Consider the following 22,906-nt stretch of genomic DNA (forward strand, 5'->3'; position numbering starts at 1 on the left):
GACCGAAAGCCGACGTTGGTTTGCGAGGCTAAGAACGGGCTGGGTTAGGGGACGTTGCTGACAGTCCGCTTCTGGCAATTCATAGGCTAAAGCGGACGTCGGCACGTGCAATGGCCTGAGGCAGCATTTGACACGTCCGATCCATTATAAGTGGATAGGGCCATGACGGGGCTTGTGTTGGCAGGCAAACATGCTGAAGTGGAAGCATGGCCGAAACGATCTTCCGATGGCTGCACATCAGCGACCTCCATGTCGGCGTCGACGGGCAAAACTGGCTGTGGCCAAGCTTCAAGGCGTCGTGGCACGATGATATTGCCCGGCAATTCGACCAGGCTGGAGCCTGGGACGCGGTGCTGTTCACCGGCGACCTGACCCAGCAGGCCGCCACTGAGGAGTTCGTCGAGCTCGACGCCATTCTCGCAGAAATGTGGGAATGGTTTGACCAGTTGGGCTTCCGTCCTACCCTCGTTACCATCCCGGGCAATCACGATCTGGTTCGGCCGGCGGCCCGTGCGGCTGAGACGCTGGCGCTCGGTCAATATTGGGACGAGCCCGAGCTCCGCGGCGACCTGCTCGCCGGCAAGGGCAAGGACTATGAAACCTTCCTGGCTGGCCGCTTCCAGTCCTACCGGCTCTGGCGTGATCGCGCGGTCGCGAACGGCCTGCATGCCACCCCTGAAGCCGATGGTTGGATGCCTGGCGACGCCGCCTACCGACTGCCGGTGGGCGATGCCACCATCGGCATCGTGGGGCTCAATTCCGCCTGGCTGCAGCTCGGCGCCCGGTCCCAAGGACGCCTGGCGGTCGAGCCGCGCCAGCTGCTGGCTGTCACCGGCAATGACCCCGATCGGTGGACCGCGTCCAACAGCGCCAATCTGCTGTTGACTCACCACCCGCGCGACTGGCTCCACGCCGACGCCCTGGCGGATTGGAACGGTCAGATCGAGGTCAACGGCCGCTTCGACCTGCATCTCTTCGGCCATATGCATGATCATGACATGCGCTCGACCGTGCAGGGCGGCGGCGCCCCGCGTCGCCAGGTGCAGGCCTCGTCGCTGTTCGGTCTGGAGAAGCTATCCGATGGCCGCACCGACCGAATCCAAGGTTACACGGTAAACACGCTGAGCGACGAGGGCCAGCGCCGCCTGTTTACGATGCGGCCGCGCAAGCTTATCACTCTCAAGGACGGCAGCCCCAAGCTTGCCGCCGATGTCGACCTCGGACTGATCGACGACCAATATCTTGTTCATTCCTATGCGAGAAGGGCCGGGCATCCCGCGCCACCGGGCGTAATCGGACCGAGCGAAATCAGCCTGGCGAGCACCCCGGACCAGATCGCGGCGGACCTTGAAACAATCCGCTACCATGTCCGGCCCGAGCCAGCGCATCGCAATGTCCGCCGCGTCGACCTCCGCCAGGCGTGCCACGCCTTGGCGGACGATCGCATTGTGTGGATCGTTGCCGATTGGGGCATGGGCGAGGACGGATTCCTCGGTGCGACGCTTGCCGAACTCAACGAGGTCGATGCTCGCATCTATCGCTTCGACCTCAGCGAGTTCCGAACCCGCGAACAGTTCTTCGAGGACAGTAAGGCCAGGTTCGGCGCGAGCTTCGAAGCGCTGTGCGGCAATATAGCCGCCGCCGGTCCCTGCTTCGTCATTTTGAATGATATCCCCGTGGATCTCGCCACCGATACCGGCCGGCCGTCGATCGAGAGCGACATCGAGGCGATCGCCACCATCCTGACCGACTTTGCCGCCAATGCGCGCGTCGTGCTGCGCGCGCAACGTCCCCCCGCCGCCGGACGGCGACGCGGCCTGGTCCATCTGCGCGCGCTCGACGAGGCAGACGTCGCGACCTACCTGCGCGACGCCCGCCCCGATGACGAAACTGTCGCCAAGATTGAGAACGTCAGCGGCCTGTTTCGCCACACCGACGGCGTGCCCAGCCGGCTCGACGAAGCCCTTCGCGAGCTCGACGTAACCTCGATTGAGGATGTGCTGAGCGCCAATAGCGATTTTGGCGATCGCGGCCTGGCGGCGACCGCGCCTCCGGCCCTGGTCGCCGCCGTCGGCCAGATCGAGGATCCCGACGATCCTGCCGACCTGCGTGCCTTCGAACTGCTGAAAGCTCTGTCGCTCCTCCCGCGCGGTGACCAGTTGAGTAGCATCGCCCGGCTGCATGGGCCCCGCCCATTCCGGCCGGCGCACGCATTGGCGCTGACCGGGCGGGCGCTCGCCGACAGCAACCAGTTGACTCTGCTCGGACAGAGTGGTGCCACCGGCCCGGCCCGGACCCTCGTCATCCCGCGTCCGGTTCGGGAATATGTGCTCGAACGTATGCCAGACGAAGAGACTCGCTCGCTCAACCGCAAGATCATTGAGCATTTCTTCGGGCACGATTGGAAATCGGGCGAAATCGCGGGGTCGCCGGCTGTCCGTCAAGCCTATCGGTCACATTGCGACACGCACGCCATCGCCAATGCCAATATGCTCATCGTCAGGCTGTTCCGGCGTGCCGCCACCGATGGCGACGCCCTCGAACTGGAGGCCGCGATCCGCCTAGCATCGGCCTTCGCCGAATGCCTGATCACGGGCAGCCATCACCGCAGCGCCGCATCACTGTGCGACGATGTCCTCCCGCTTTTTCCACCCTATGGATATCAGCGGCAACGCACCATTCTCGAGCACGAACGCGCCCGGTCGCTGCGGATGATCAATAAGACGCGGGAAGCCTGTGACGCGTTCGAACAGCTCGACACGAGCCAGCTCAGCAAGACCCAGAACCAAAGCGTCAAGCTCAATATCGCCCTGGGGTACAGCACGCTGGACGAACCGGTGCCTGCGGCCGCCGCGGCACGGGCCTGCATCGCCATCGATCCGCAATCGCATCGCGCACTGCAAGCCGAAGCGATCCTCGCCGGCCAGATCGATGACCCAACGAAACGGCAGGCGAAGCTCAAAAAATTGCTGAGGCGCTGCAAGCAGCGCAAGGCGCATGTGGCAGCGCATAACGTCGTCATCACGCTGGCAGGCGACGCCAAGCTCGCCGGTGATGAGGACCAGGCAGCCACGCTTTATCGCGAGGTCATCGCGTCGGCCAGTAGGGAGCAGGATTATTACAACGAGGCCCGGGCGATCGCGCTGCTGACCGGCTTGAGGAAAACGGGCACACGGATCAGCGACCAGGACAAGAGCCGCCTGATCAACGCATATCATTTTGCGCATAACGAGCGCGACCGGCTGCTGTTCAATCAATGTCATAAGGCGCTGTGGGATATTTTCGAGCAGGACGGTGACATCCGCAACCTGCTCAGCCTTTTCCGCAACAGCTCGTTCATCTGGCGCCTCCATCGTCAGGAAGACGAAGAAATTCAGTATCTAAGCCGGTTGCAGGACCTGCAGTCGCACATGCAACAACCATCGCGCGATCGCGATTATTTTCTGGTGCGCGTCGTCATTATCCTTGGCGCGGGACCAGGCTCGACTGCGCCCCTTCTCTCCGACGACTAGGCCCTGCATTACCGCACCCGCCGCCTATATCGATCCGTATGGATCTGCCGACACTCGACCGCTTCCCTGCCGTCAGCGCACGAAGATGATCGCGAGACGAAGGTGGATTAAAAGGCGGGCATTGCCGGCTCGGCCAGCAGGCGCCTGGCGCCTCCGGCGCGTCGATAGCGTAGAGCCAATCTGAGCGCCGCTTCGCGCCGCAGCGGATATCGTGAACGAACGACCGTTTTTGGGCAGCTTGGGGAGGCCGCCGAAGGTCCAAGATGTCGGCGGATCTCGTCGGACGGCCTCGCGCAACCCGAATGACCGCTTTCGTCAGATTGCGACGTTCGCGCCGTCAAATGCAAACGAACGGGTGTGGTCGACACCAGCCGGAGGTGCCGAGCCCAGCGAACGGCAGCGAACTCTGCGTTGTGGGCCGGAACCGGCCGTTCCGGACTTGCCCAAAAGGAGGCCTTTCACGCACGCCGAAATTTGGCCAGATCCCCGTCACAAGCGGAATGATGCTGTCTCGCGGGCTCGATCGGGGAGGAAATGCCCCCCCCACGCTACATGTTCCCATTATGTTCTATGATTGTAGGCCCGCCCTTGCTACCCTTCGACGATGAACGAGATGACCAGCACACCGCCGATCGCGCGGAGGCGCTTCGCTGTTGCGAGGGACGTGCTCCGGACGGGCCAGCCCCTGGCGCGGCTGGGGGACGAGGAGCGCCTCGACGCATTTTCACATCCGGCGCACCATCTCCAGGTGCGCGCCGGAACCCCTCCAAAGCGAAAATATAAAAAAACGAGCGAACAACCCCATGCACCCGGGAATTCGAGCGCAAACAGCGCAAAAGACGCCCCCGGCGCGCGCCGCCCCCAGCCTCTACGCCGCCTCGCGCTCCTCGGCTTCGCTCGCCTGGCGCATCCACATCTCGGCATAGAGGCCGTCGCGCGCCAGCAGTTCGGCGTGGCCGCCGCGCTCGACGATGCGGCCGGCTTCCAGCACCAATATCTCGTCGGCGTGCGCGACGGTCGACAGGCGGTGGGCGATGACGATGGTGGTGCGGCCCTGCTCGACGCCGCGCAGGGTGGTCTGGATGTCGGCTTCGGTGCGGCTGTCCAGCGCGCTGGTCGCCTCGTCGAGGATCAGCAGCGGCGGGTTCTTCAGCAGGGTGCGGGCGATCGCCACGCGCTGCTTCTCGCCGCCCGACAGCTTGAGCCCGCGCTCGCCGACGCGGGTGTTGTAGCCCTGCGGCAGCGACAGGATGAAATCGTGGATCGCGGCGCCGCGCGCGGCTTCCTCGATCTCCGCCTGGCTGGCGCCGTCGCGGCCATAGCCGATATTATAGCCGATCGTGTCGTTGAACAGCACCGTGTCCTGCGGGACGATGCCGATCGCCTGGCGCAGCGAGGCCTGCGTCACCTTCGCGATGTCCTGGCCGTCGATCGTCACCCGGCCGCTGCTGATGTCGTAGAAGCGGTAGAGGATCCGCGCGAGCGTCGACTTGCCCGCGCCCGACGGGCCGACCACCGCCAGCGTGCCGCCGGGGCGGATCGCCAGGTCGATGCCCTTCAATATCTCGCGCTCGGGATCATAGGCGAAGTGGACGTCCTCGAAGCGGACCATGCCGCCGTCGATCTTCAGTGGCACCGCGTCGGGCGCGTCGACCACCTCGGCGGGCGTGTCGATCAGCCGGAAGATCGCCTCCATGTCGATCAGGCCCTGGCGGATCTCGCGATAGACCATGCCGAGCATGTCGAGCGGGCGGAACAGCTGGCTCAGCATCGTGTTGACGAACACCACGTCGCCCGGCGAGAACCAGCCCCTGCTCCAGCCATAGACGCTATAGCCCATCGCCCCCGCCATCATAAGGTTGGTGATCAGCGACTGGCCGATGTTGAGCGCCGCCAGCGAGCCTTCATTCTTTGTCGCGGCCTTCGCATAGGCGGCGATGGCGACGCCGTAATTGTCGGCCTCGCGCTTCTCGGCGTTGAAATATTTGACCGTCTCATAGTTGAGCAGCGCATCGACCGCGCGCGCGGCGGCGCGGGTGTCTTGCTCGACCATCTCGCGGCGCATCTTCGATCGCCATTCGGTGACCCTGCGGGTGAAGACGATATAGCCGGCAATCGCGACCACCGTCGCGGCGACCAGCCCCGGGCCGAACTTCACCAGGAAGATCAGGCAGACGGCGGTCAGCTCGAACAGGGTGGGGCCGATGTTGAACAGCAGGAAATAGAGCATCGTGTCGATGCTCTTGGTGCCGCGTTCGACGATCTTGGTGAGCGCGCCGGTGCGGCGCTCGAGATGGAAGCGCAGCGACAGGCGGTGCAGTTGCCAGAACACTTCGAGCGACAGCCGGCGGGCGGCATCCTGGCCGACCAGCTCGAAGATCGCGTTTCGCAGATTGTCGAACAGCACGCCGCCGAAGCGCGCCCCGGCATAGGCGACCACCAGCGCGACCGCGATCGCGACGCCCGGCTCCAGCCCCGGCGCCATCCGGTCGATCGCCGCCTTGTAGGCGAACGGCATCAGCAGCACGACCGCCTTCGACGACAGCACCAGCACCATCGCGATCAGCACGCGGGCGCGCAGCGCCGGCTCCCCCTTGGGCCAGAGATAGGGCAGGAAGCGCCGGAGCGTGGCGAGGCCATGCTCGGGGTTGGCGTTGCTGGCGGAGGCGTGATCGGGTGGCATGGTCCGCCAAGATAGGGATGGCGGGCCGATAGGGGAAGATCGGCCCGTCATGCCCGCCATTGCCCGGCGGCGTTGTTGCCGACAGGATGGACGTCGGCCCCATGCGCGGCGATCCTGCCGGGCGGGATCGCCGGCGGCGCCTGTCACCATGAGGAGAGTTGAATTGCCCGATCTGCTTTGCTTCGACGTGGATGACGGCATCGCCACGCTCACGCTCAACAACCCCGAGTTGTACAATCCCATCTCCGACATCGCGATGGTCGAGGCGATCGAGGGCGCGCTGGCCCGGCTCAACGAGGATTTCTCGATCCGTGTCGCGATCCTGACCGGGGCGGGGAAGGGGTTCAGCTCTGGCGGCAACCTGCGGGAGCTCGGGCAGCCCGGCGGACTGGGCGGCGGCGCGCCGGCGGATACGCCCGCCGCTTACAAGCGCGGAATCCAACGCATACCACTGGCTTTCCAGGCTGTCGAAGTGCCGATCATCGCCGCGGTCAACGGGGCCGCGATCGGCGCCGGCTGCGATCTGGCGTGCATGTGCGACATCCGCATCGCCGGCGAGAGTGCGGTCTTCGCCGAGAGCTTCGTCAAGCTGGCGCTGGTTCCGGGCGATGGCGGGGCCTGGTTGCTGCCCAGGATTGTCGGCCATTCCAAGGCTGCCGAGATGGCCTTTACCGGCGATCGGCTCAGCGCCCGCGAAGCGCTGGAGTGCGGACTCGTCTCCCGCGTCGTCGCGGACGCGGATCTTATGGATGAAGCGCGGGCCCTGGCGGCGCGGATCGCGGTCAACCCGCCGCACGCGCTCCGCATGACCAAGAGACTGCTGATGCACGGGCGGGACAGTCGGCTTGCCGAGCATCTGGAGATGGCGGCGAGCTTCCAGGCGCTCGCGCACAGCACCGCCGACCAGCGTGAAGCCGTCGCGGCGTTCAACGAGAAGCGCAAGCCGAACTTCACCGGTGCCTAGCGGGAGGCGCGGCCGATGCGCGCTCCCGGAAGAGCGCTCTATCCCCGGATTCCCATCTGGGTTCATCCCACTGCCGCGGCCTTGATAGATTACGCCTATCTTGTCATGATCTTCGGCCATGCAGCTGCGCTTGCTACGATATTTCACGACGCTGGCGCGCGAGCAGCATTTCGCCCGCGCGGCCCAGGCCTGCGGTGTCACCCAGCCGACGCTGTCGGCGGGCATCGTCGCCCTGGAAGAGCAGTTCGGACACCGCCTGGTCCTGCGTGACCGACGCTATATGGGATTGTCCGCCGAGGGCCAGGCGATGTTGCCGTGGGCGCAGCAGCTGGTCGCGGTGTTCGACGGCATGGCGGATGCGATGGCGGCGATGACCGGCCCGATCCAGGGCGAGTTCAGGCTGGGTGCGATTCCGGCGGCCATGCCGGCCGTCGGCCATATCGCGCACGCGCTGCTGGATCAGCATCCGGGGCTGACTCTGTCGGTTCGCTCGATGACGTCGCGCGAGATCGAGCGGGCGCTGGGCGGTTTCGAGCTCGATGCCGGGCTTACCTATCTCGACCATGAGCCACCCGCCGACATGCTCACTGCGCCGCTCTATTCCGAACGCTATATCTTCCTTTCCCGGCTCGGCGGAGCTTTCGCCGGCCGCGACAGCGTCGGCTGGCAAGAGGCTTCCACGGCGGACCTGTGCCTGTTGCACCAGGGCATGCAGAACCGGCGGATCCTGGACGCGAGGCTCGCCGAGCGGGGGCTTGCGCTCAATCCCCGCGCGACGGCTGACAGCTATGTCGCCCTGCTCGCAATGGTCCAGTCCGGCGGTTTCGCGACAATCGTCCCCGACAGCTATCTCGCGCTTCTGCCCGGCCTCAGCTGGGCGCAGATATTGCCGTTCGAGGAGCCGATTCCGGCCAGCCGGATAGGCTTCATCATCCCCAACCGCGCGCCGATCGGCCCACTGGCCAGCGTCGCACTGTCCGCGGTCGGGCGCATCAGGATCCCCGGCATGGCCGCATGATAGACTATATCTATCAATCATCCGAATTAGTGATTTGACCGATGCTTGCGGTCGTATCAAGGCAGCAGCATGATCATTGCGAAACAGGAAGCTATCGAAGACGTCGTCGCGCGGCTGTCCGCGGCGCAGGGATCGAGGCGGGGCGCCTTGCTGCCGCTGTTGCACGACCTGCAGCGCGAGCTGGGGTGGATCGACGATGCTGCGGTCGCCGCGGTCGCGGCCGCGCTGAACCTGAGCCGAGCCGAGGTCCACGGCGTAGTGACCTTCTATCATGATTTCCGCCGTGTCCCGGCCGGTCGGCACGTCGTGAAATGTTGTCGGGCCGAAAGCTGCCAGGCGCGTGGCGGGGCTGCAACGGAGCAGGCGCTGGCAGAACGGCTCGGCGTCGCGATGGGTGAAACTCGCGCCGATGGACAGGTGACGCTCGAGCCGGTCTATTGCCTCGGCCTGTGCGCGATTGGGCCCAACGTGCTGATCGATGGCGAGCCGATGGCGCGGATCGACGGCCAGGCTGCGATCGAGCGGATCGCGGCGCGGGTGGCGGCATGACCCGGGTCTACATCAGCAAGGATATGGCATCGGTCGCGCTCGGCGCCGACGCGCTGGCCGATGCTTTCTCCGCGGCGGGCTGTGAGGTGGTCCGTACCGGCAGCCGTGGCCTGTTCGCTATCGAGCCGCTGGTCGAGATCGACAGTGAAGAGGGCCGGATCGGCTATGGGCCGGTCGCTCTCGAGGATGTCGCGGCGGTGTTGGCAGGCGACCATCCCAACCGACTGGGGTCGGTTGAGGCGCTGCCATTCTTCGCGAAACAGCAGCGCTTCACCTTTGCCCGCTGCGGCCTGAACGATCCGCTCGATCTTGCCGCCTACGCGCGGACCGGCGGCTGGCAAGGGCTGGGGGCGGCGCGGGCGATGGAACCCCAGGCCATAGTCGACGCGGTCAAGCAGTCGGGTCTGCGCGGGCGCGGCGGTGCTGGTTTCCCGACCGGGATCAAGTGGCAGACCGTGCTCGACGCCCGCGCCGATGAGAAGTTCATCGTGTGCAATGCCGATGAGGGCGACAGCGGCACCTTCGCCGATCGCATGCTGATGGAAGGCGATCCCTATAGCCTGATCGAAGGCATGGCCATTGCTGCCCAGGCTGTCGGCGCGGACCACGGTTATATCTATATCCGCTCCGAATACCCCCATGCGATCAAGACGATGCAGCAGGCGATCCTGCGTTCGGAGGCTGAGGTCGCGCCGTTCACGCTGGAGGTCCGTGTCGGCGCGGGAGCCTATGTCTGCGGCGAGGAGACCGCGCTGCTCGACTCGATCGAGGGCAAGCGCGGCCAGGTTCGCGCCAAGCCGCCGCTGCCCGCGATATCGGGGCTGTTCGGCCAGCCTACCGTGATCAACAATGTGCTCAGCCTGGCTGCGGTTCCCTTCATCCTGGCCCATGGCCCGGAAGCCTATGCGGCGGTTGGCTTCGGCCGCTCGCGGGGAACAATGCCGGTGCAGCTGGCGGGCAACGTCAGGCATGGCGGGTTGTTCGAGATCGGTTTCGGCATCACCCTGGGGGAGCTGGTCGACGAGATCGGCGGGGGCACTGCGACCGGGCGGCCTGTGCGCGCGGTTCAGGTGGGTGGCCCGCTGGGCGCCTATTTCCCGCCGTCGATGTTCCACCTGCCGTTTGACTATGAGGCCTTTGCGGCGGCCGGCGGGCTGATCGGCCATGCCGGGATCACCGTGTTCGACGACAGCGTCGACATGGCGGGCATGGCGCGCTTCGCCATGGAGTTCTGTGCGGTCGAGAGCTGCGGAAAATGCACGCCCTGCCGGATCGGATCGACCCGCGGGGTGGAGACGATCGATCGCATCATCGCGGGCGGCCGGCATGGCGGCGCGGTGGAGGCGCTGCCGCAGATGCGCAATGCCAAGCCGGGAGCCCGGACGGTAGAGCAGGAGATCGTCGTGCTGCGCGAACTGTGCGACACGATGAAATACGGATCGCTCTGCGCGCTGGGTGGTTTTACACCCTATCCGGTGCTGAGTGCGCTCGATTATTTTCCCGAGGATTTCGGCGGCGCACCGGCGCTGACCCAGGCGGCGGAGTAGGCCCATGGCGTGGATTGGCGAAATCGACCTGGGCACGCGTCCGGCACCGGCCGCTGGCCCGATGGTGTCGCTGATGATCGACGACCAGCCGGTGCAGGTACCGGAAGGCACCTCGATCATGCGCGCCGCAGCGCTGATGGGCACCTCGATCCCGAAGCTTTGCGCGACCGACACGCTCGAATCCTTTGGTTCGTGCCGGCTGTGCCTGGTCGAGATCGATGGCCGTGCCGGCTATCCGGCCTCCTGCACCACGCCGGTCGTGCCCGGCATGGTGGTACGCACCCAGAGCGAACGGCTCAAGGAGCTGCGCAAGGGGGTGATGGAACTCTACATCTCCGATCACCCGCTCGATTGCCTGACCTGTTCGGCCAATGGCGATTGCGAATTGCAGGACATGGCGGGGGCGGTCGGCCTGCGTGACGTGCGCTATGGGTATGAGGGCGAGAACCACCTCGCGGCCGCCAAGGACGAGTCCAATCCTTATTTCACGTTCGACAGCACCAAGTGCATCGTCTGTTCGCGCTGCGTCCGCGCCTGCGACGAGGTGCAGGGGACGCTCGCGCTGACCGTTGACGGGCGCGGTTTCGGCTCGCAGATCGCCGCGAGCCAGAAGCAGGACTTCCTCTCCTCGGAGTGCGTGAGCTGCGGTGCCTGCGTGCAGGCTTGTCCGACCGCGGCGCTCAACGAGAAGAGCGTGATCGAGATCGGCACGCCCGACCGCGCAGTGGTCACCACCTGTGCCTATTGCGGAGTCGGCTGCACCTTCCGTGCGGAAATGCGCGGCGAGGAGCTGGTGCGGATGGTGCCGTGGAAGGACGGCAAGGCCAATCGCGGCCATAGCTGCGTCAAGGGCCGCTTCGCCTGGGGTTATGCCAAGCATCGCGAGCGTATCCTGAAGCCTATGATCCGCAGCTCGATCGACCAGCCCTGGCGCGAGGTCGAATGGGACGAGGCGATCGCCTACACGGCCTCCGAGTTTCGCCGCATCCAGGCGAAATATGGCGTCCGGTCGGTTGGCGGAATTACGTCGAGCCGCTGCACCAACGAGGAAACATTCCTCGTCCAGAAGCTGATCCGCCAGGGCTTCGGCAACAATAATGTCGATACCTGCGCACGTGTCTGCCACTCGCCGACCGGCTATGGACTGAAGACGACCTTCGGCACCTCCGCGGGCACGCAGGATTTCGACAGCGTGATGCATGCCGACGTCATGATGGTGATCGGTGCCAATCCAACCGACGGCCATCCGGTGTTCGCGAGCCGCATGAAGCGGCGGCTGCGCCAGGGTGCGCGGCTGATCGTGGTCGATCCGCGCCGCATAGACCTGGTCCGCACGCCGCATGTCGAAGCCGATCATCACCTTCCGCTCAAGCCCGGCACCAATGTCGCCGTGCTGACCGCGATGGCGCATGTCATCGTCGAGGAAGGGCTGGCCGACGAAGCCTTCATCCGCACGCGCTGCGACTGGGACGAGTATCAGGACTGGGCGGCGTTCGTATCCGAGCCGCACCGCTCACCCGAGGCCACCGAGCCGTTGACCAACGTACCCGCCGCCGAGCTTCGCGCTGCGGCCCGGCTCTACGCGACCGGCGGCAACGCCGCGATCTATTATGGTCTCGGCGTTACCGAGCATAGTCAGGGATCGTCGACGGTGATGGCGATCGCCAATCTTGCCATGGCAACCGGCAATATCGGTCGCGAAGGAACCGGCGTGAACCCGCTGCGCGGCCAGAACAACGTCCAGGGCGCCTGTGACATGGGCAGCTTCCCCCATGAGTTTTCCGGCTATCGGCATGTCTCCGACAGCGGTACGCGCGCGTTGTTCGAAGAGGTCTGGGGCGTCACGCTCGATGCCGAGCCCGGGCTGCGCATTCCCAACATGCTTGATGCAGCCACCGAGGGCGCGTTCAAGGGGTTGTTCGTCCAGGGCGAGGATATCCTCCAGTCCGATCCGAACACCACCCACGTCGCGGCGGGGCTCGCGGCGATGGAATGCGTCGTCGTGCAGGACCTGTTCCTCAACGAAACCGCGAACTACGCGCACATCTTCCTGCCGGGCTCGACCTTTCTCGAGAAGGACGGGACCTTCACCAATGCCGAGCGCCGCATCCAGCGCGTCCGCAAGGTGATGGCGCCGTCGAACGGATATGGCGACTGGGAGGTGGTCCAGCTGGTCGCGCAGGCGATGGGGCTCGACTGGACCTATGCCCATCCGTCGGAGATCATGGACGAGATCGCCCGGCTGACGCCCAGCTTCGCCGGCGTCAGCTATGCCGCACTCGACGAACATGGTTCGATGCAGTGGCCGGCCAATGACAAGGCGCCCGCCGGCACGCCGATGATGCACATCGACGGTTTCGCGCGCGGCAAGGGGAAGTTCGTCGTTACGGATTATGTGGCGACCGACGAGAAGACCGGCCCGCGCTTTCCGCTGCTGCTGACCACCGGGCGCATCCTCAGCCACTATAATGTGGGTGCGCAGACCCGGCGGACCGACAACGTCGCCTGGCATCCGGAGGATCTGCTCGAAATCCATCCGGCCGATGCCGAGAACCGCGGGATCAAGGACGGAGACTGGGTGTCGCTGCGCAGCCGGGCTGGCGAGACGACATTGCGAGCCACCGTGACCGAGCGGGTCGCGCCGGGCGTGGTCTATACCACCTTCCACCATCCGGTGACGCAGGCCAATGTCATCACCACCGACTTTTCGGACTGGGCGACAAATTGCCCCGAGTACAAGGTGACGGCTGTCCAGGTTGGCCTCTCCAATGGTCCATCGGACTGGCAGGAACATTACGCCGAACAGGCCCGCCGCAGCCGGCGGATCGAACCTCTCGAGGCGGCCGAATGACAAGCGATGCCGATGGTCGCCTGATCTACATGGCCAACCAGATCGCCCGCAACTTCGAGGCGCTGGGGCATCACAATGCGGTGGCGGCCACCGCAGATCATATCCTCGCCTTCTGGGATCCGCGCATGAAGGCGCATATCTTCGCGTTGGGCGAAGATATGCACGCGGGCCTCTCTCCGATCGCCGCGGCGGCGGTGGCGCAGTTGCGCGCCGGCCGCGAGCCTGCGTCGCAGACCCGCGCAACGCGCTTCGCCGGTGCCATCGAACCGGGCGGCTCCGACGCCGGCTGAACCCTTCCGGCTTAGCCGGCAGCAGTAGCGCGCGACCATTCCTGCGGCGCTGCGTAAGATATTTCATGGGATCGGATTCGCTGCTCCGACGTTGACCGCCGAGTTGCCAGCGGTGCTGTCCGCTTCAGCCTCCGTCACATGGGAAGCCGGATATGCTGCCGAGGTCTATTACAGCCTCCATCCGGTTGCGTCGCGCAATATGACCCGAATGACCGGCTTGGCATCGATTCGTCGGCGGGCGCGAAGGCGTGCCTGGCCGCGTTCGCCGCATGGAGGCGGCCCATGACTGTTGGCGGCGGGGCGAAGTTGCTGGCCATCCTCGCGCCGGTCGCGCTGGCAGGCTGCGGCGGCGTGATGGATCCGCAGGGACCAGTGGGCGCGGCTGAGCGGACGATCCTGCTCAACAGTCTTGCGATCATGCTGGCCATCGTGATCCCCACGATCATTGCCCTGCTCGGCTTCGCCTGGTGGTTCAGGGCCGGCAACAAGAAGGCACGCTATCTGCCCGACTGGGCTTATTCGGGCCGTGTCGAGCTCGTCGTTTGGTCGATCCCCATCCTGGTGATCCTGTTCCTGGCGGGCGTGATCTGGGTCGGCAGCCATCAGCTCGATCCCTATCGTCCGCTTCCTGCCGCCAACACGCCGATCGAGGTGCAGGTCGTCTCGCTCGACTGGAAATGGCTGTTCATCTATCCCGCGCAGGGCGTCGCCAGTGTCAACGAGCTGGTCGTGCCCGCCGGCGTGCCGGTGCACTTCTCGCTTACCTCGGCCAGCGTGATGAACGCCTTCTTCGTGCCGCAGCTCGGCAGCATGATCTACGCGATGAACGGCATGGTCTCGCAGCTGCACCTGCAAGCGGACCGCCCCGGAACCTATGATGGCCTGTCCGCTCACTATAGCGGCGATGGCTTCTCCGACATGCATTTCGTCACCCGCGCCGTCCCGGCCGATCGATTCGTCGGCTGGGTCGCCCGGACGAGATCGGCGGGACCTGTGCTCGATGCGCGCAGCTATGCGGCGCTGGCGCGGCACAGCGTGGAGCGGCGGCCCTTCACCTATCGCGCCGTCGCGCCGGGGCTATTCGATGCGATCGCCACGCAGAAGATCCCGCCTTCGCCGGGTCCCGGCATCGGACGCACCGATATGCCCCATGATGTTTCGCCGCGAGATGTAGGATGAACTGGTTCGGGAAGCTCGACTGGTCCGCAGTTCCGCTGGACCAGCCCATCCCGCTGATGGCGTCCTCGGTGACCGGCGGCGGCATTGTCGCGGTGCTGTTCTACGCTTGGCGAAGGGGTTGGTGGCCGTATCTATGGCGCGAGTGGATCACCAGCGTCGACCATAAGCGCATCGGGGTGATGTATATCCTGCTCGCGCTGGTGATGTTGTTGCGGGGGTTTGCCGACGCGATCATGATGCGATCGCAGCAGTCGCTGGCGACGCATGGGGCGCTCGGCTACCTGCCGCCCGAACATTATAACCAGATCTTCTCGGCACACGGCACGATCATGATCTTCTTCGGTGCGATGCCGTTCATCATCGGGCTGATGAACTATATCGTGCCACTCCAGCTGGGCGTGCGCGACGTTGCCTTCCCGACGCTCAACTCGGTCGGCTTCTGGTTGACCGCTTCGGGCGCCTTACTGGTCAATATCAGCCTGGTGGTCGGCGAATTCGCGCGCACCGGCTGGCTGCCTTATCCACCCCTGTCGGAGCTTGCTTATTCGCCGGGTGTCGGTGTCGATTATTATCTCTGGGCGCTGCAAATAGCCGGTGTGGGGACGCTCATTACCGGTATCAACCTCGTTACCACCATCCTGAAGATGCGTGCTCCCGGCATGTCCTACATGCGCATGTCGATGTTCTGCTGGACCAGCATGGCGTCCAGCCTGCTGATCGTGGCGGCTTTCCCCATCCTCACCGCGACGCTCGCGATGCTGACGCTCGATCGTTATGCCGGCTTCCACTTCTTCACGAACGAGGCGGGCGGCAACCCCATGATGTTCGTGAACCTGATCTGGGCCTGGGGCCATCCCGAAGTCTACATCCTTGTCCTGCCGGCCTTCGGCATCTTCTCCGAGATATTCTCGACTTTTTCTCGCAAGCCGCTGTTCGGCTATCGCTCGATGGTGATGGCGACGATGTTCATCTGCATCGTCTCCTTCTTTGTCTGGGCGCATCATTTCTTCACCATGGGCGCCGACGCCGACGTCAATGGTTTCTTTGGGATAGCAACGTCGATCATTGCAGTCGGGACCGGCGTGAAGGTGTATAACTGGATTTTTACCATGTATGGCGGCCGTGTTCACTTTCAGGTGCCGATGCTGTGGGCGCTGGGTTTTGTCGTCACCTTCGTCATCGGCGGGATGACCGGTGTGCTGCTAGCAGTGCCGCCGGCCGACTTCGTGCTCCACAACTCGATGTTCCTCGTAGCGCATTTCCACAATGTCATCATCGGTGGCGTATTGTTCGGCGCCTTTGCCGGCTACGAATATTGGTTCCCCAAGGCATTTGGTTTCCGTCTTCACGAAGGTTGGGGCAAGGCGGCATTCTGGCTGACGATCACCGGTTTCTTCGTTACTTTCATGCCGCTTTATGCCGCGGGTCTGGAGGGGATGACGCGAAGACTGCAGCACATCGACAATCCGGCGTGGGACAAGTGGGTGATGTTGGCAGGATTGGGCACGATCATCATCGCGCTCGGCGCGGTGTCGCAGATCGTCCAACTCGTTGTCAGCATCAGGATGCGCGACCAGCTGCGCGACGTCACCGGCGATCCATGGGACGGACGAAGCCTCGAATGGGTGACGCCGTCGCCACCGCCGAGCTTCAACTTCCCGGTACTGCACGACGTGCATGGTGAGGAGGCTTATTGGAGCATAAAGCAGGCAGCAATTGCTGAGCAGCGCCTCCCGGACGAGCCCGACTACGAGTCGATCGAGATGCCGCGCAACAGTTCTACTGGTTTCGTCACCGCCTTCTTCACCAGTTTCATGGGCTTTGCACTGATCTGGCACATATGGTGGATGGTCGCACTTGGCTTCGTCGGCGCCTATGCGACCTTCGCCGTCTTCGCGTGGCGCGACCATGACAAATATGAGGTGCCGGCCGAGGAGGTCGCGCGCGTCGACCGCGCCCGCCGCGCGGCGCGCAATGCGGAATGGCTGGCCGCGCAGGGGAAGCCGGCGTGAGCAGCGCCGCGACGACGCCCTCCGGCATCTCGGCCGCGAATCGCCAGCGCGATCCGTACCGGATCGGCCATGACCGGCACGCTCATCGCGATGGCGGCGCGCGCGGCCATGGCGAGGGCGGTCCTGCACCCAAGCGCGTCATCGTCGGCTTTGGTTTTTGGATCTTCCTGCTGTCGGACATCGTCATGTTCGCGGGCTTCTTCGCTGCCTACGCGGTGCTGGCCGGATCGACCGCCGGCGGACCCAGCGGGCGCGACCTGTTCGATCTACAGCGCGTGGCGATCCAGACGGGCTGCCTGCTCGCGAGCAGCTTCACCTGCGGCCTGAGCTACGTCGCCGCGACGCGCCGCAACCAGCTTCAGGTCCAATTGTGGCTGCTGGTCACCGGTCTGCTCGGCCTCGCCTTCGTCACTCTCGAGCTGATCGAGTTCGTCGAGATGATGATGCAGGGTGCCGGCCCCGACCGCAGCGCCTTCCTTTCGGCCTTCTTCGCGCTGGTTGGCTGTCACGGCCTGCACGTGACCTTGGGCGGACTGTGGCTGCTTACGATGATGGCGCAGATCTGGGTCAAGGGATTCCGGCCGCGCATCATGCGGCGATTTCTCTGCTTCAATCTGTTCTGGCACGCGCTCGACATCATCTGGGTGGCGCTGTTCACGATCGTCTATCTATTGGGAGCAGGCATGTGACAGAACCTCCCGGCACTGGCCTCGACGACAACGATGACGATGCTGCGCCGGGCGACGAGTGCCATGGCGGGCCAAGCGAAGCGCATGGCCTGGGCATCTATGTTGCCGGACTGGCGCTAGCAGTTGCGTTGACGGCGGCGAGCTTCGCCACAGCCGCCTATGACATCGTCTGGGAGCCGGCGATTCCCGCGGCGCTCATCGCTCTGGCGGTGGCACAGATTGGCGTCCATCTGGTTTTTTTCTTGCACATCACCAGCGGCCCAGAGCACACCAACAACAGCCTGGCGCTCGCCTTCGGGCTATTCGTCGTCGTACTGGTGGTGGGCGGGTCGATCTGGATCATGGGTCATCTCAACCATCGCGTGATGCCGATGAGGCAGATGATGCAGATGCAGCGATAGGGACTGAGATCTGTCGCTTCGATTGGCGTCGAACTCAAACTCGAAATTGACTGGCGACATATAGTTGTTTGTAGTAGGAAAACTTTGCGTAGAGTGTCTGCAATTCATCGGTCGGGCGACGCGGTCGCTATTTTTCGATGCGAAAAGGTGCAGTCGAAGTTGGCTTTTCCGCGCACCGCATTATAGGGCGGGCGTTCCCAATGGAGTTTTTGATGTCTGACGATAACCTGCTTGAATTGACCGCCGAGATCGTGGCCGCTCACCTTTCATCGAACACGGTGGCAGCGAACGATGTGGCATCGCTTATAAAGAGCGTTCACGGCGCCTTGTCCGGATTGGGTGCGCCCGTTCCCGAACCTGAGGTGAAGCAAGAGCCGGCGGTGTCTATTCGCGCTTCGGTCAAGCCCGACTACATCGTCTGCCTCGAAGACGGCAAGAAGCTCAAGATGCTCAAGCGTCATTTGATGACCCATTATCAAATGACACCTGGTGAGTATCGGGCGAAGTGGAATCTCCCGGCTGATTACCCGATGGTGGCACCGAATTACGCAAATCAGCGTAAGGAACTGGCACTCAAGATCGGTCTTGGCCAGAAACGAAAAGCGGCACCCGTTCCGGAAACCGTGGCTGCGCCCAAGGCTGCCCCCGCGGCCAAGCCTGCCTCTGTCGCAAAGGCTGCGCCTGCCAAGGCTGCCACGGCAAAGGCTGTCGCTGCTGCAAAGGCTGCCCCTGCGAAACCGGCGGCGGCACGAAAAAAGGCGGCCGCAGTCATAGCGGCACCGGCGCCTGCGCCAGCACCGAAGACTCGTAAGCCCAGGGCTCGCAAAGCGGAAGCTTGATCGACGGCCGGGGCGGCTGTCAGTCGCCCCGGTTCGGGCTGCATTCTCGATGCATTTCCTGCTGTCGTCGCACCACGCCGGTGCAGATGGCGTGATCGCAACTTCTTGCGGGAGCGGCTGATCCAGCCGCTCCCGCATAGATGATTCTACCATGTCGAACGCGGTAGATACCCAATCTTCTAGCCACTTGCGGACAGCCCTTCACCCCGGCTAGAGCGTCGAGCGGCCAGATGGATCGTTCAATGCCATGGAATGTTCTTTGCTCCCGCCTTTTCCGAGTTGCCGGTGATTTCATCAGCCCAATAGATGGTCTAGTGCGTGGCTCCTCCTTCGTGGATTTCTTCCTGTGTCGCTCGTAATGCCCACCCCCGATGTCGAAACACTCGCGCGGCGCGACGACATCATTGCCGCACTTCGCAGGATCGTGCCCGGCGAGGGCGTGATCGACGATGCGGCGGAACTCCGTCCCTACGAAAGCGACGGCCTCACCATCTACCGTCAGCCGCCCATGGTTGTCGTCCTGCCCGAGACCGTCGAACAGGTTTCGGCAATCCTTCGCTGGTGTCATGCCCACGGCGTCAAGGTCGTGCCGCGCGGTGCGGGAACATCATTGTCGGGCGGTGCGCTGCCGCTGGCCGATGCGGTGCTGCTCGGCATGTCGAAGTTCAGCCGCATCATCGACATCAGCTATGAAGACCGGCTGGCCATCGTCCAGCCCGGCGTGACGAATCTCGCCATCACCCGCGCGGTGGAGGGGAGGGGCTTTTATTATGCGCCCGATCCGTCGAGCCAGATCGCCTGCACGATCGGCGGTAACGTAGCTGAAAATTCCGGCGGTGTGCATTGCCTCAAATACGGACTGACCACGAACAACGTCCTCTCTGTCGAGCTGGTTACCATGGAGGGCGAGGTGCTTCGGCTTGGTGGCCGCCATCTCGATCCGGCGGGGCTCGATCTGCTGGGGGTCATTGTCGGTTCGGAGGGGCTGCTCGGAGTTGTTACTGAAGTAACCGTCCGCATCCTGCCCCGTCCGCAGGCGGCGCGCGCCTTGCTGATCGGATTTGCGACGGTGGAGAGTGCTGGGCAGTGCGTCGCTGATGTCATCGCCGCCGGGATCATCCCAGCGGGCATGGAAATGATGGATCGTCCCGCCATCCATGCCGCTGAAGCCTTTGTGCAGGTCGGCTACCCACTCGATGTCGACGCGCTGCTGATTGTGGAGTTGGACGGTCCCGTCGCCGAATGCGATCACCTGATCGACGAAGTTGCCCGCATCGCCACCGCGCATGGCGCAGTCTCGCTGCGCGTCTCCCACGACGATCAAGAGCGCCTGGCTTTCTGGGCCGGCCGCAAGGCGGCGTTCCCCGCCGTCGGCCGTCTCGCGCCGGATTATTACTGCATGGACGGCACTATCCCCCGCCGTCACCTGCCCGAAGTCCTGCGCCGCATATCGATCATGGCCGAACAACATAGCCTGGCGGTGGCCAATGTGTTTCACGCCGGGGACGGCAATCTCCACCCACTGATCCTCTACGACGCGCAGAAGCCGGGCGACATCCAACGTGCCGAAGATTTTGGCAACGACATTCTCCGCCTGTGCGTCGAGATGGGTGGCGTGCTGACCGGCGAACACGGCGTGGGCGTCGAGAAACGCGATCTCATGCCCATCATGTTCAGCCAGACCGACCTCGACCATCAGCAGCGCGTCAAATGTGCATTCGATCCCGACCTGCTGCTCAACCCCGGCAAGGTCTTCCCCACTCTCCACCGGTGCGCCGAGGTCGGCCGAATGCATGTCCATGGCGGCAAGTTGCCGTTCCCCGAGCTTCCGCGGTTCTGATGCTGCAGCCAGCGACAATCGATGAACTTGCGGGGCTGTTCGCCGAAGCGGCGGCGCGCGGCCGGAAGATCGAATTACGCGGCGGCGGCAGCAAGTCCTCGCTCGGTGCGGATCGCCAGGCCGATATCGTCGACATGCGGAGCTTCAGCGGCATCGCCGATTATGATCCGCCCGAACTGGTCCTGACGGTCGGCGCGGGGACACCGCTCGCCGAGGTCGAGCGCTTGGTCGACAACCAGAACCAGATGCTTGCCTTCGATCCTTTCGATCATGGCCCGGTGCTTGGCGGAACATCCGGGCAGGCGACCATCGGCGGCGTCATCGCGGCGGGCGTCGGCGGTTCCGGGCGGCTGACCGCGGGCGGAGCACGCGATCATCTGCTCGGCTTCACAGCCGTTTCAGGACGCGGTGAGCGTTTCGTGGGCGGCGCCAAGGTGGTCAAGAACGTCACCGGCTACGATCTGCCCAAACTTGTCGCCGGCAGTTGGGGGCGCCTTGCGGCGCTCACCGAAGTGACGCTGAAGGTGCTGCCCCGGCCACCTGTGGTCGTGACCATGGCCGTTGCCGGTCTCGATCATCACGCGGCGCAAAGGGCAATGGCCTGCGCTATGGGCAGCTCGGCGGAAGTCGGCGCGGCTGCCCACCTTCCCGTTGGTCCGGATTCAACGGCACTGACGCTGTTCCGCGTGCCGGGCTTCGCCCCCTCGGTTGCCGCGCGCTGCGCTGCGCTGCCGGAACTGCTGCGCGATCACGGCCGCCTTTTCGCCTTGCCGGAGGATGAGGCGGCGGTGTGTTGGACGGCGATCCGCGAGGTGCGGCCATTGCGCGACGCGCCGGTGCTTTGGAAAATCAATGTGGCGCCATCGAGTGGTCCCGCACTGGTCGATCACTTCGCTCCGCTCGGCGCCAGCTGGCTGTTCGACTGGGCCGGCGGCCTCGTGTGGTTGGGCTTTGATGGCAATCCGGGGCTGGTGCGGCAGGCCGCGGAGGCGGTTGGCGGTCATGCCACGCTGGTCCGTGCGCCCGATGCCCTGCGCAACACGCTGCCGATGCAGCATCCTCGGATGCCAGGCGTCGCCGCGCTCGAAGCCCGTGTTCGCCGAGCGTTCGATCCCGCCGGGATATTCGAGACCGGCCGCTTTCTGGACGATAACGATGCGCACTGACTTCACCGCAGAACAGCTTGCCGATCCGGCCACGGCCGTTGCCGAAGCCGTGATCCGTAAATGTGTGCATTGCGGTTTCTGCACAGCGACTTGCCCGACCTATGTATTGCTTGGCGACGAACTCGATAGTCCCCGCGGCCGCATCTACCTGATCCAGAACATGCTGGAGACCGAGGCTGTCCCGACGCCGGAGGTGGTCAAGCATGTTGACCGCTGCCTGTCCTGCCTCGCGTGCATGACGACATGCCCCTCGGGCGTGAATTACATGCACCTGGTCGATCATGCCCGCGCCTATATTGAGGCACGATATCGTCGCCCGCTCCTGGACCGCCTGTATCGCGCTGTGTTGGCGGCGGTACTTCCGTATCCCGGCCGGTTCCGACTGGCGATCCGGCTGGCACGACTTGGCCGGCCGTTCTTGCCGGCAATGCGTCGGGTCGGGCAGTTGAAGCCGCTCGCAGCGATGGTGGCCATGGCCCCGGCGAGGCTGCCCGCAATCGCCTCAACCACTCCGGCGCCTGCGCGGGAGCGGCGCGGGCGGGTCGCCCTGATGCAAGGCTGCGCGGAGCCGGTGCTGCGTCCCGAGATTCGCGCAGCGACCGTTCGCTTGCTGAACCGCGCCGGTTACGATGTAGTCTTCGCATCGGGAGAAGGATGTTGTGGCGCGCTTGTCCATCACATGGGGCGTGACGCTGACGGGCGGGCGGCGGCGCGGCGGAATGTTGATGCCTGGACGCGCGAACTGGAGAACGGCCCCCTTGATGCGATAGTGATCACCGCATCCGGCTGCGGGACGACGATCAAAGACTATGGCTTCATGCTGCGCGACGATGCTGCCTATGCCGCCAAGGCTGCCCGTATTTCGTTGCTGGCAAAGGATGTCAGCGAGATACTGCGCTCAACCGGGTTGCCGCCCGCGGTCGGGGTCAAGCCGCTGAAGCTTGCCTATCACGCGGCCTGCTCGATCCAGCATGGCCAGCGGGCGGGCGAACACGCGCTCAGCCTGCTGCGCGAGGTCGGATTCGATGTCAGCACACCGACCGAAGCCCATTTGTGCTGCGGCTCGGCTGGAACCTACAACATACTACAACCCGATATCGCCGCGCAGCTGGGGGACAGAAAAGCAGATCGGCTGCGCGCGTTGGCACCCGATGTCGTCGCTACCGGAAATGTCGGTTGCGAACTGCAAATCGGCAGCAGGATGGCTTTGCCGGTCGTGCATGTCGCAGAACTCCTGGACTGGGCTACGGGAGGCCCCGTTCCTCGACGGTTGGTGGACATTGGCGTGGAAGATCGGAACGCCGATGAGATGTCGATCCACTCGGTGGGAGCCGATCGATAATAGTGCACCCATAGTGGGTCGTTC

At 64.4% G+C, this 22,906-nt stretch carries 15 protein-coding genes and 1 pseudogene; 15 read left to right on the top strand and 1 reads right to left on the bottom strand.

Features of this window, described 5'->3' with window-relative positions; all coding sequences use genetic code 11:
• Nucleotides 1-206: 206 nt before the first annotated feature.
• Nucleotides 207-3,512, top strand: a complete 3,306-nt coding sequence (locus AC1DPF_RS04710) for a metallophosphoesterase family protein (RefSeq protein WP_477959976.1) — start codon at nt 207-209, stop codon at nt 3,510-3,512.
• Nucleotides 3,513-4,380: 868 nt separating this feature from the next.
• Here the strand turns inward: AC1DPF_RS04710 and AC1DPF_RS04715 are convergent.
• Nucleotides 4,381-6,195, bottom strand: a complete 1,815-nt coding sequence (locus AC1DPF_RS04715) for an ABCB family ABC transporter ATP-binding protein/permease (protein WP_477959978.1) — start codon at nt 6,193-6,195, stop codon at nt 4,381-4,383.
• Between the two features lie 148 nt (nt 6,196-6,343).
• Here AC1DPF_RS04715 and AC1DPF_RS04720 point away from each other — a divergent pair, with 148 nt between their 5' ends.
• The 14 genes and pseudogenes from AC1DPF_RS04720 (at nt 6,344) to glcF (ending at nt 22,882) form a co-directional block, all read left to right on the top strand.
• Complete coding sequence (locus AC1DPF_RS04720) at nt 6,344-7,159, top strand: crotonase/enoyl-CoA hydratase family protein (RefSeq protein ID WP_477959980.1); 816 nt, start codon at nt 6,344-6,346, stop codon at nt 7,157-7,159.
• A 118-nt stretch (nt 7,160-7,277) separates the two neighbouring features.
• Nucleotides 7,278-8,177, top strand: a complete 900-nt coding sequence (locus AC1DPF_RS04725) for a LysR family transcriptional regulator (RefSeq protein ID WP_477871163.1) — start codon at nt 7,278-7,280, stop codon at nt 8,175-8,177.
• 69 nt (nt 8,178-8,246) lie between these two features.
• A complete protein-coding gene (locus AC1DPF_RS04730; protein WP_477871161.1) occupies nt 8,247-8,726 on the top strand; it encodes a formate dehydrogenase subunit gamma in 480 nt (159 codons plus the stop codon).
• The gene (locus AC1DPF_RS04735; protein WP_477871159.1) at nt 8,723-10,273 is read left to right on the top strand and encodes an NADH-ubiquinone oxidoreductase-F iron-sulfur binding region domain-containing protein; all 1,551 of its coding nucleotides are present in this window, start codon (nt 8,723-8,725) and stop codon (nt 10,271-10,273) included. Before AC1DPF_RS04730 ends, AC1DPF_RS04735 begins: the two co-directional genes overlap by 4 nt.
• Nucleotides 10,274-10,277: 4 nt before the next feature.
• Nucleotides 10,278-13,124, top strand: coding sequence for a formate dehydrogenase subunit alpha (gene fdhF / locus AC1DPF_RS04740; protein ID WP_477959982.1), 2,847 nt, complete (start codon nt 10,278-10,280; stop codon nt 13,122-13,124).
• Nucleotides 13,121-13,414, top strand: a complete 294-nt coding sequence (locus tag AC1DPF_RS04745) for a formate dehydrogenase subunit delta (protein ID WP_477959984.1) — start codon at nt 13,121-13,123, stop codon at nt 13,412-13,414. Before fdhF ends, AC1DPF_RS04745 begins: the two co-directional genes overlap by 4 nt.
• Nucleotides 13,415-13,696: 282 nt before the next feature.
• Nucleotides 13,697-14,593, top strand: coding sequence for a ubiquinol oxidase subunit II (cyoA, locus tag AC1DPF_RS04750; protein ID WP_477959986.1), 897 nt, complete (start codon nt 13,697-13,699; stop codon nt 14,591-14,593).
• The gene (locus AC1DPF_RS04755) at nt 14,590-16,605 is read left to right on the top strand and encodes a cbb3-type cytochrome c oxidase subunit I (protein WP_477959988.1); all 2,016 of its coding nucleotides are present in this window, start codon (nt 14,590-14,592) and stop codon (nt 16,603-16,605) included. Before cyoA ends, AC1DPF_RS04755 begins: the two co-directional genes overlap by 4 nt.
• Nucleotides 16,602-17,294 (top strand): cytochrome o ubiquinol oxidase subunit III, encoded by a 693-nt coding sequence (cyoC, locus tag AC1DPF_RS04760; protein ID WP_477959990.1) that lies wholly within the window; start codon nt 16,602-16,604, stop codon nt 17,292-17,294. The genes AC1DPF_RS04755 and cyoC overlap by 4 nt, the downstream gene beginning before the upstream one ends.
• Entirely contained in the window at nt 17,291-17,695 is a 405-nt protein-coding gene (gene cyoD, locus AC1DPF_RS04765; RefSeq protein WP_477959992.1) for a cytochrome o ubiquinol oxidase subunit IV, read from the top strand. The genes cyoC and cyoD overlap by 4 nt, the downstream gene beginning before the upstream one ends.
• 200 nt (nt 17,696-17,895) lie before the next feature.
• Nucleotides 17,896-18,297, top strand: a pseudogene (locus AC1DPF_RS04770) (Ros/MucR family transcriptional regulator); the annotation flags it as partial.
• A 583-nt stretch (nt 18,298-18,880) separates the two neighbouring features.
• Nucleotides 18,881-20,374: an FAD-linked oxidase C-terminal domain-containing protein gene (locus tag AC1DPF_RS04775; protein ID WP_477959994.1), complete on the top strand. Its 1,494-nt coding sequence runs from the start codon at nt 18,881-18,883 to the stop codon at nt 20,372-20,374.
• Nucleotides 20,374-21,540, top strand: coding sequence for an FAD-binding protein (locus AC1DPF_RS04780; RefSeq protein WP_477871144.1), 1,167 nt, complete (start codon nt 20,374-20,376; stop codon nt 21,538-21,540). The genes AC1DPF_RS04775 and AC1DPF_RS04780 overlap by 1 nt, the downstream gene beginning before the upstream one ends.
• Nucleotides 21,530-22,882, top strand: coding sequence for a glycolate oxidase subunit GlcF (gene glcF / locus AC1DPF_RS04785; protein WP_477959996.1), 1,353 nt, complete (start codon nt 21,530-21,532; stop codon nt 22,880-22,882). The genes AC1DPF_RS04780 and glcF overlap by 11 nt, the downstream gene beginning before the upstream one ends.
• Nucleotides 22,883-22,906 lie beyond the last annotated feature (24 nt).

The organism is Rhizorhabdus sp. P4_G6 (assembly GCF_056401045.1).

Coding starts and splice junctions, on each gene's coding strand:
- AC1DPF_RS04710 (WP_477959976.1), top strand. CDS start 207: ATGGCCGAAACGATCTTCCGATGGCTGCACATCAGCGACCTCCATGTC.
- AC1DPF_RS04715 (WP_477959978.1), bottom strand. CDS start 6,195: ATGCCACCCGATCACGCCTCCGCCAGCAACGCCAACCCCGAGCATGGC.
- AC1DPF_RS04720 (WP_477959980.1), top strand. CDS start 6,344: ATGAGGAGAGTTGAATTGCCCGATCTGCTTTGCTTCGACGTGGATGAC.
- AC1DPF_RS04725 (WP_477871163.1), top strand. CDS start 7,278: ATGCAGCTGCGCTTGCTACGATATTTCACGACGCTGGCGCGCGAGCAG.
- AC1DPF_RS04730 (WP_477871161.1), top strand. CDS start 8,247: ATGATCATTGCGAAACAGGAAGCTATCGAAGACGTCGTCGCGCGGCTG.
- AC1DPF_RS04735 (WP_477871159.1), top strand. CDS start 8,723: ATGACCCGGGTCTACATCAGCAAGGATATGGCATCGGTCGCGCTCGGC.
- fdhF (WP_477959982.1), top strand. CDS start 10,278: ATGGCGTGGATTGGCGAAATCGACCTGGGCACGCGTCCGGCACCGGCC.
- AC1DPF_RS04745 (WP_477959984.1), top strand. CDS start 13,121: ATGACAAGCGATGCCGATGGTCGCCTGATCTACATGGCCAACCAGATC.
- cyoA (WP_477959986.1), top strand. CDS start 13,697: ATGACTGTTGGCGGCGGGGCGAAGTTGCTGGCCATCCTCGCGCCGGTC.
- AC1DPF_RS04755 (WP_477959988.1), top strand. CDS start 14,590: ATGAACTGGTTCGGGAAGCTCGACTGGTCCGCAGTTCCGCTGGACCAG.
- AC1DPF_RS04780 (WP_477871144.1), top strand. CDS start 20,374: ATGCTGCAGCCAGCGACAATCGATGAACTTGCGGGGCTGTTCGCCGAA.
- glcF (WP_477959996.1), top strand. CDS start 21,530: ATGCGCACTGACTTCACCGCAGAACAGCTTGCCGATCCGGCCACGGCC.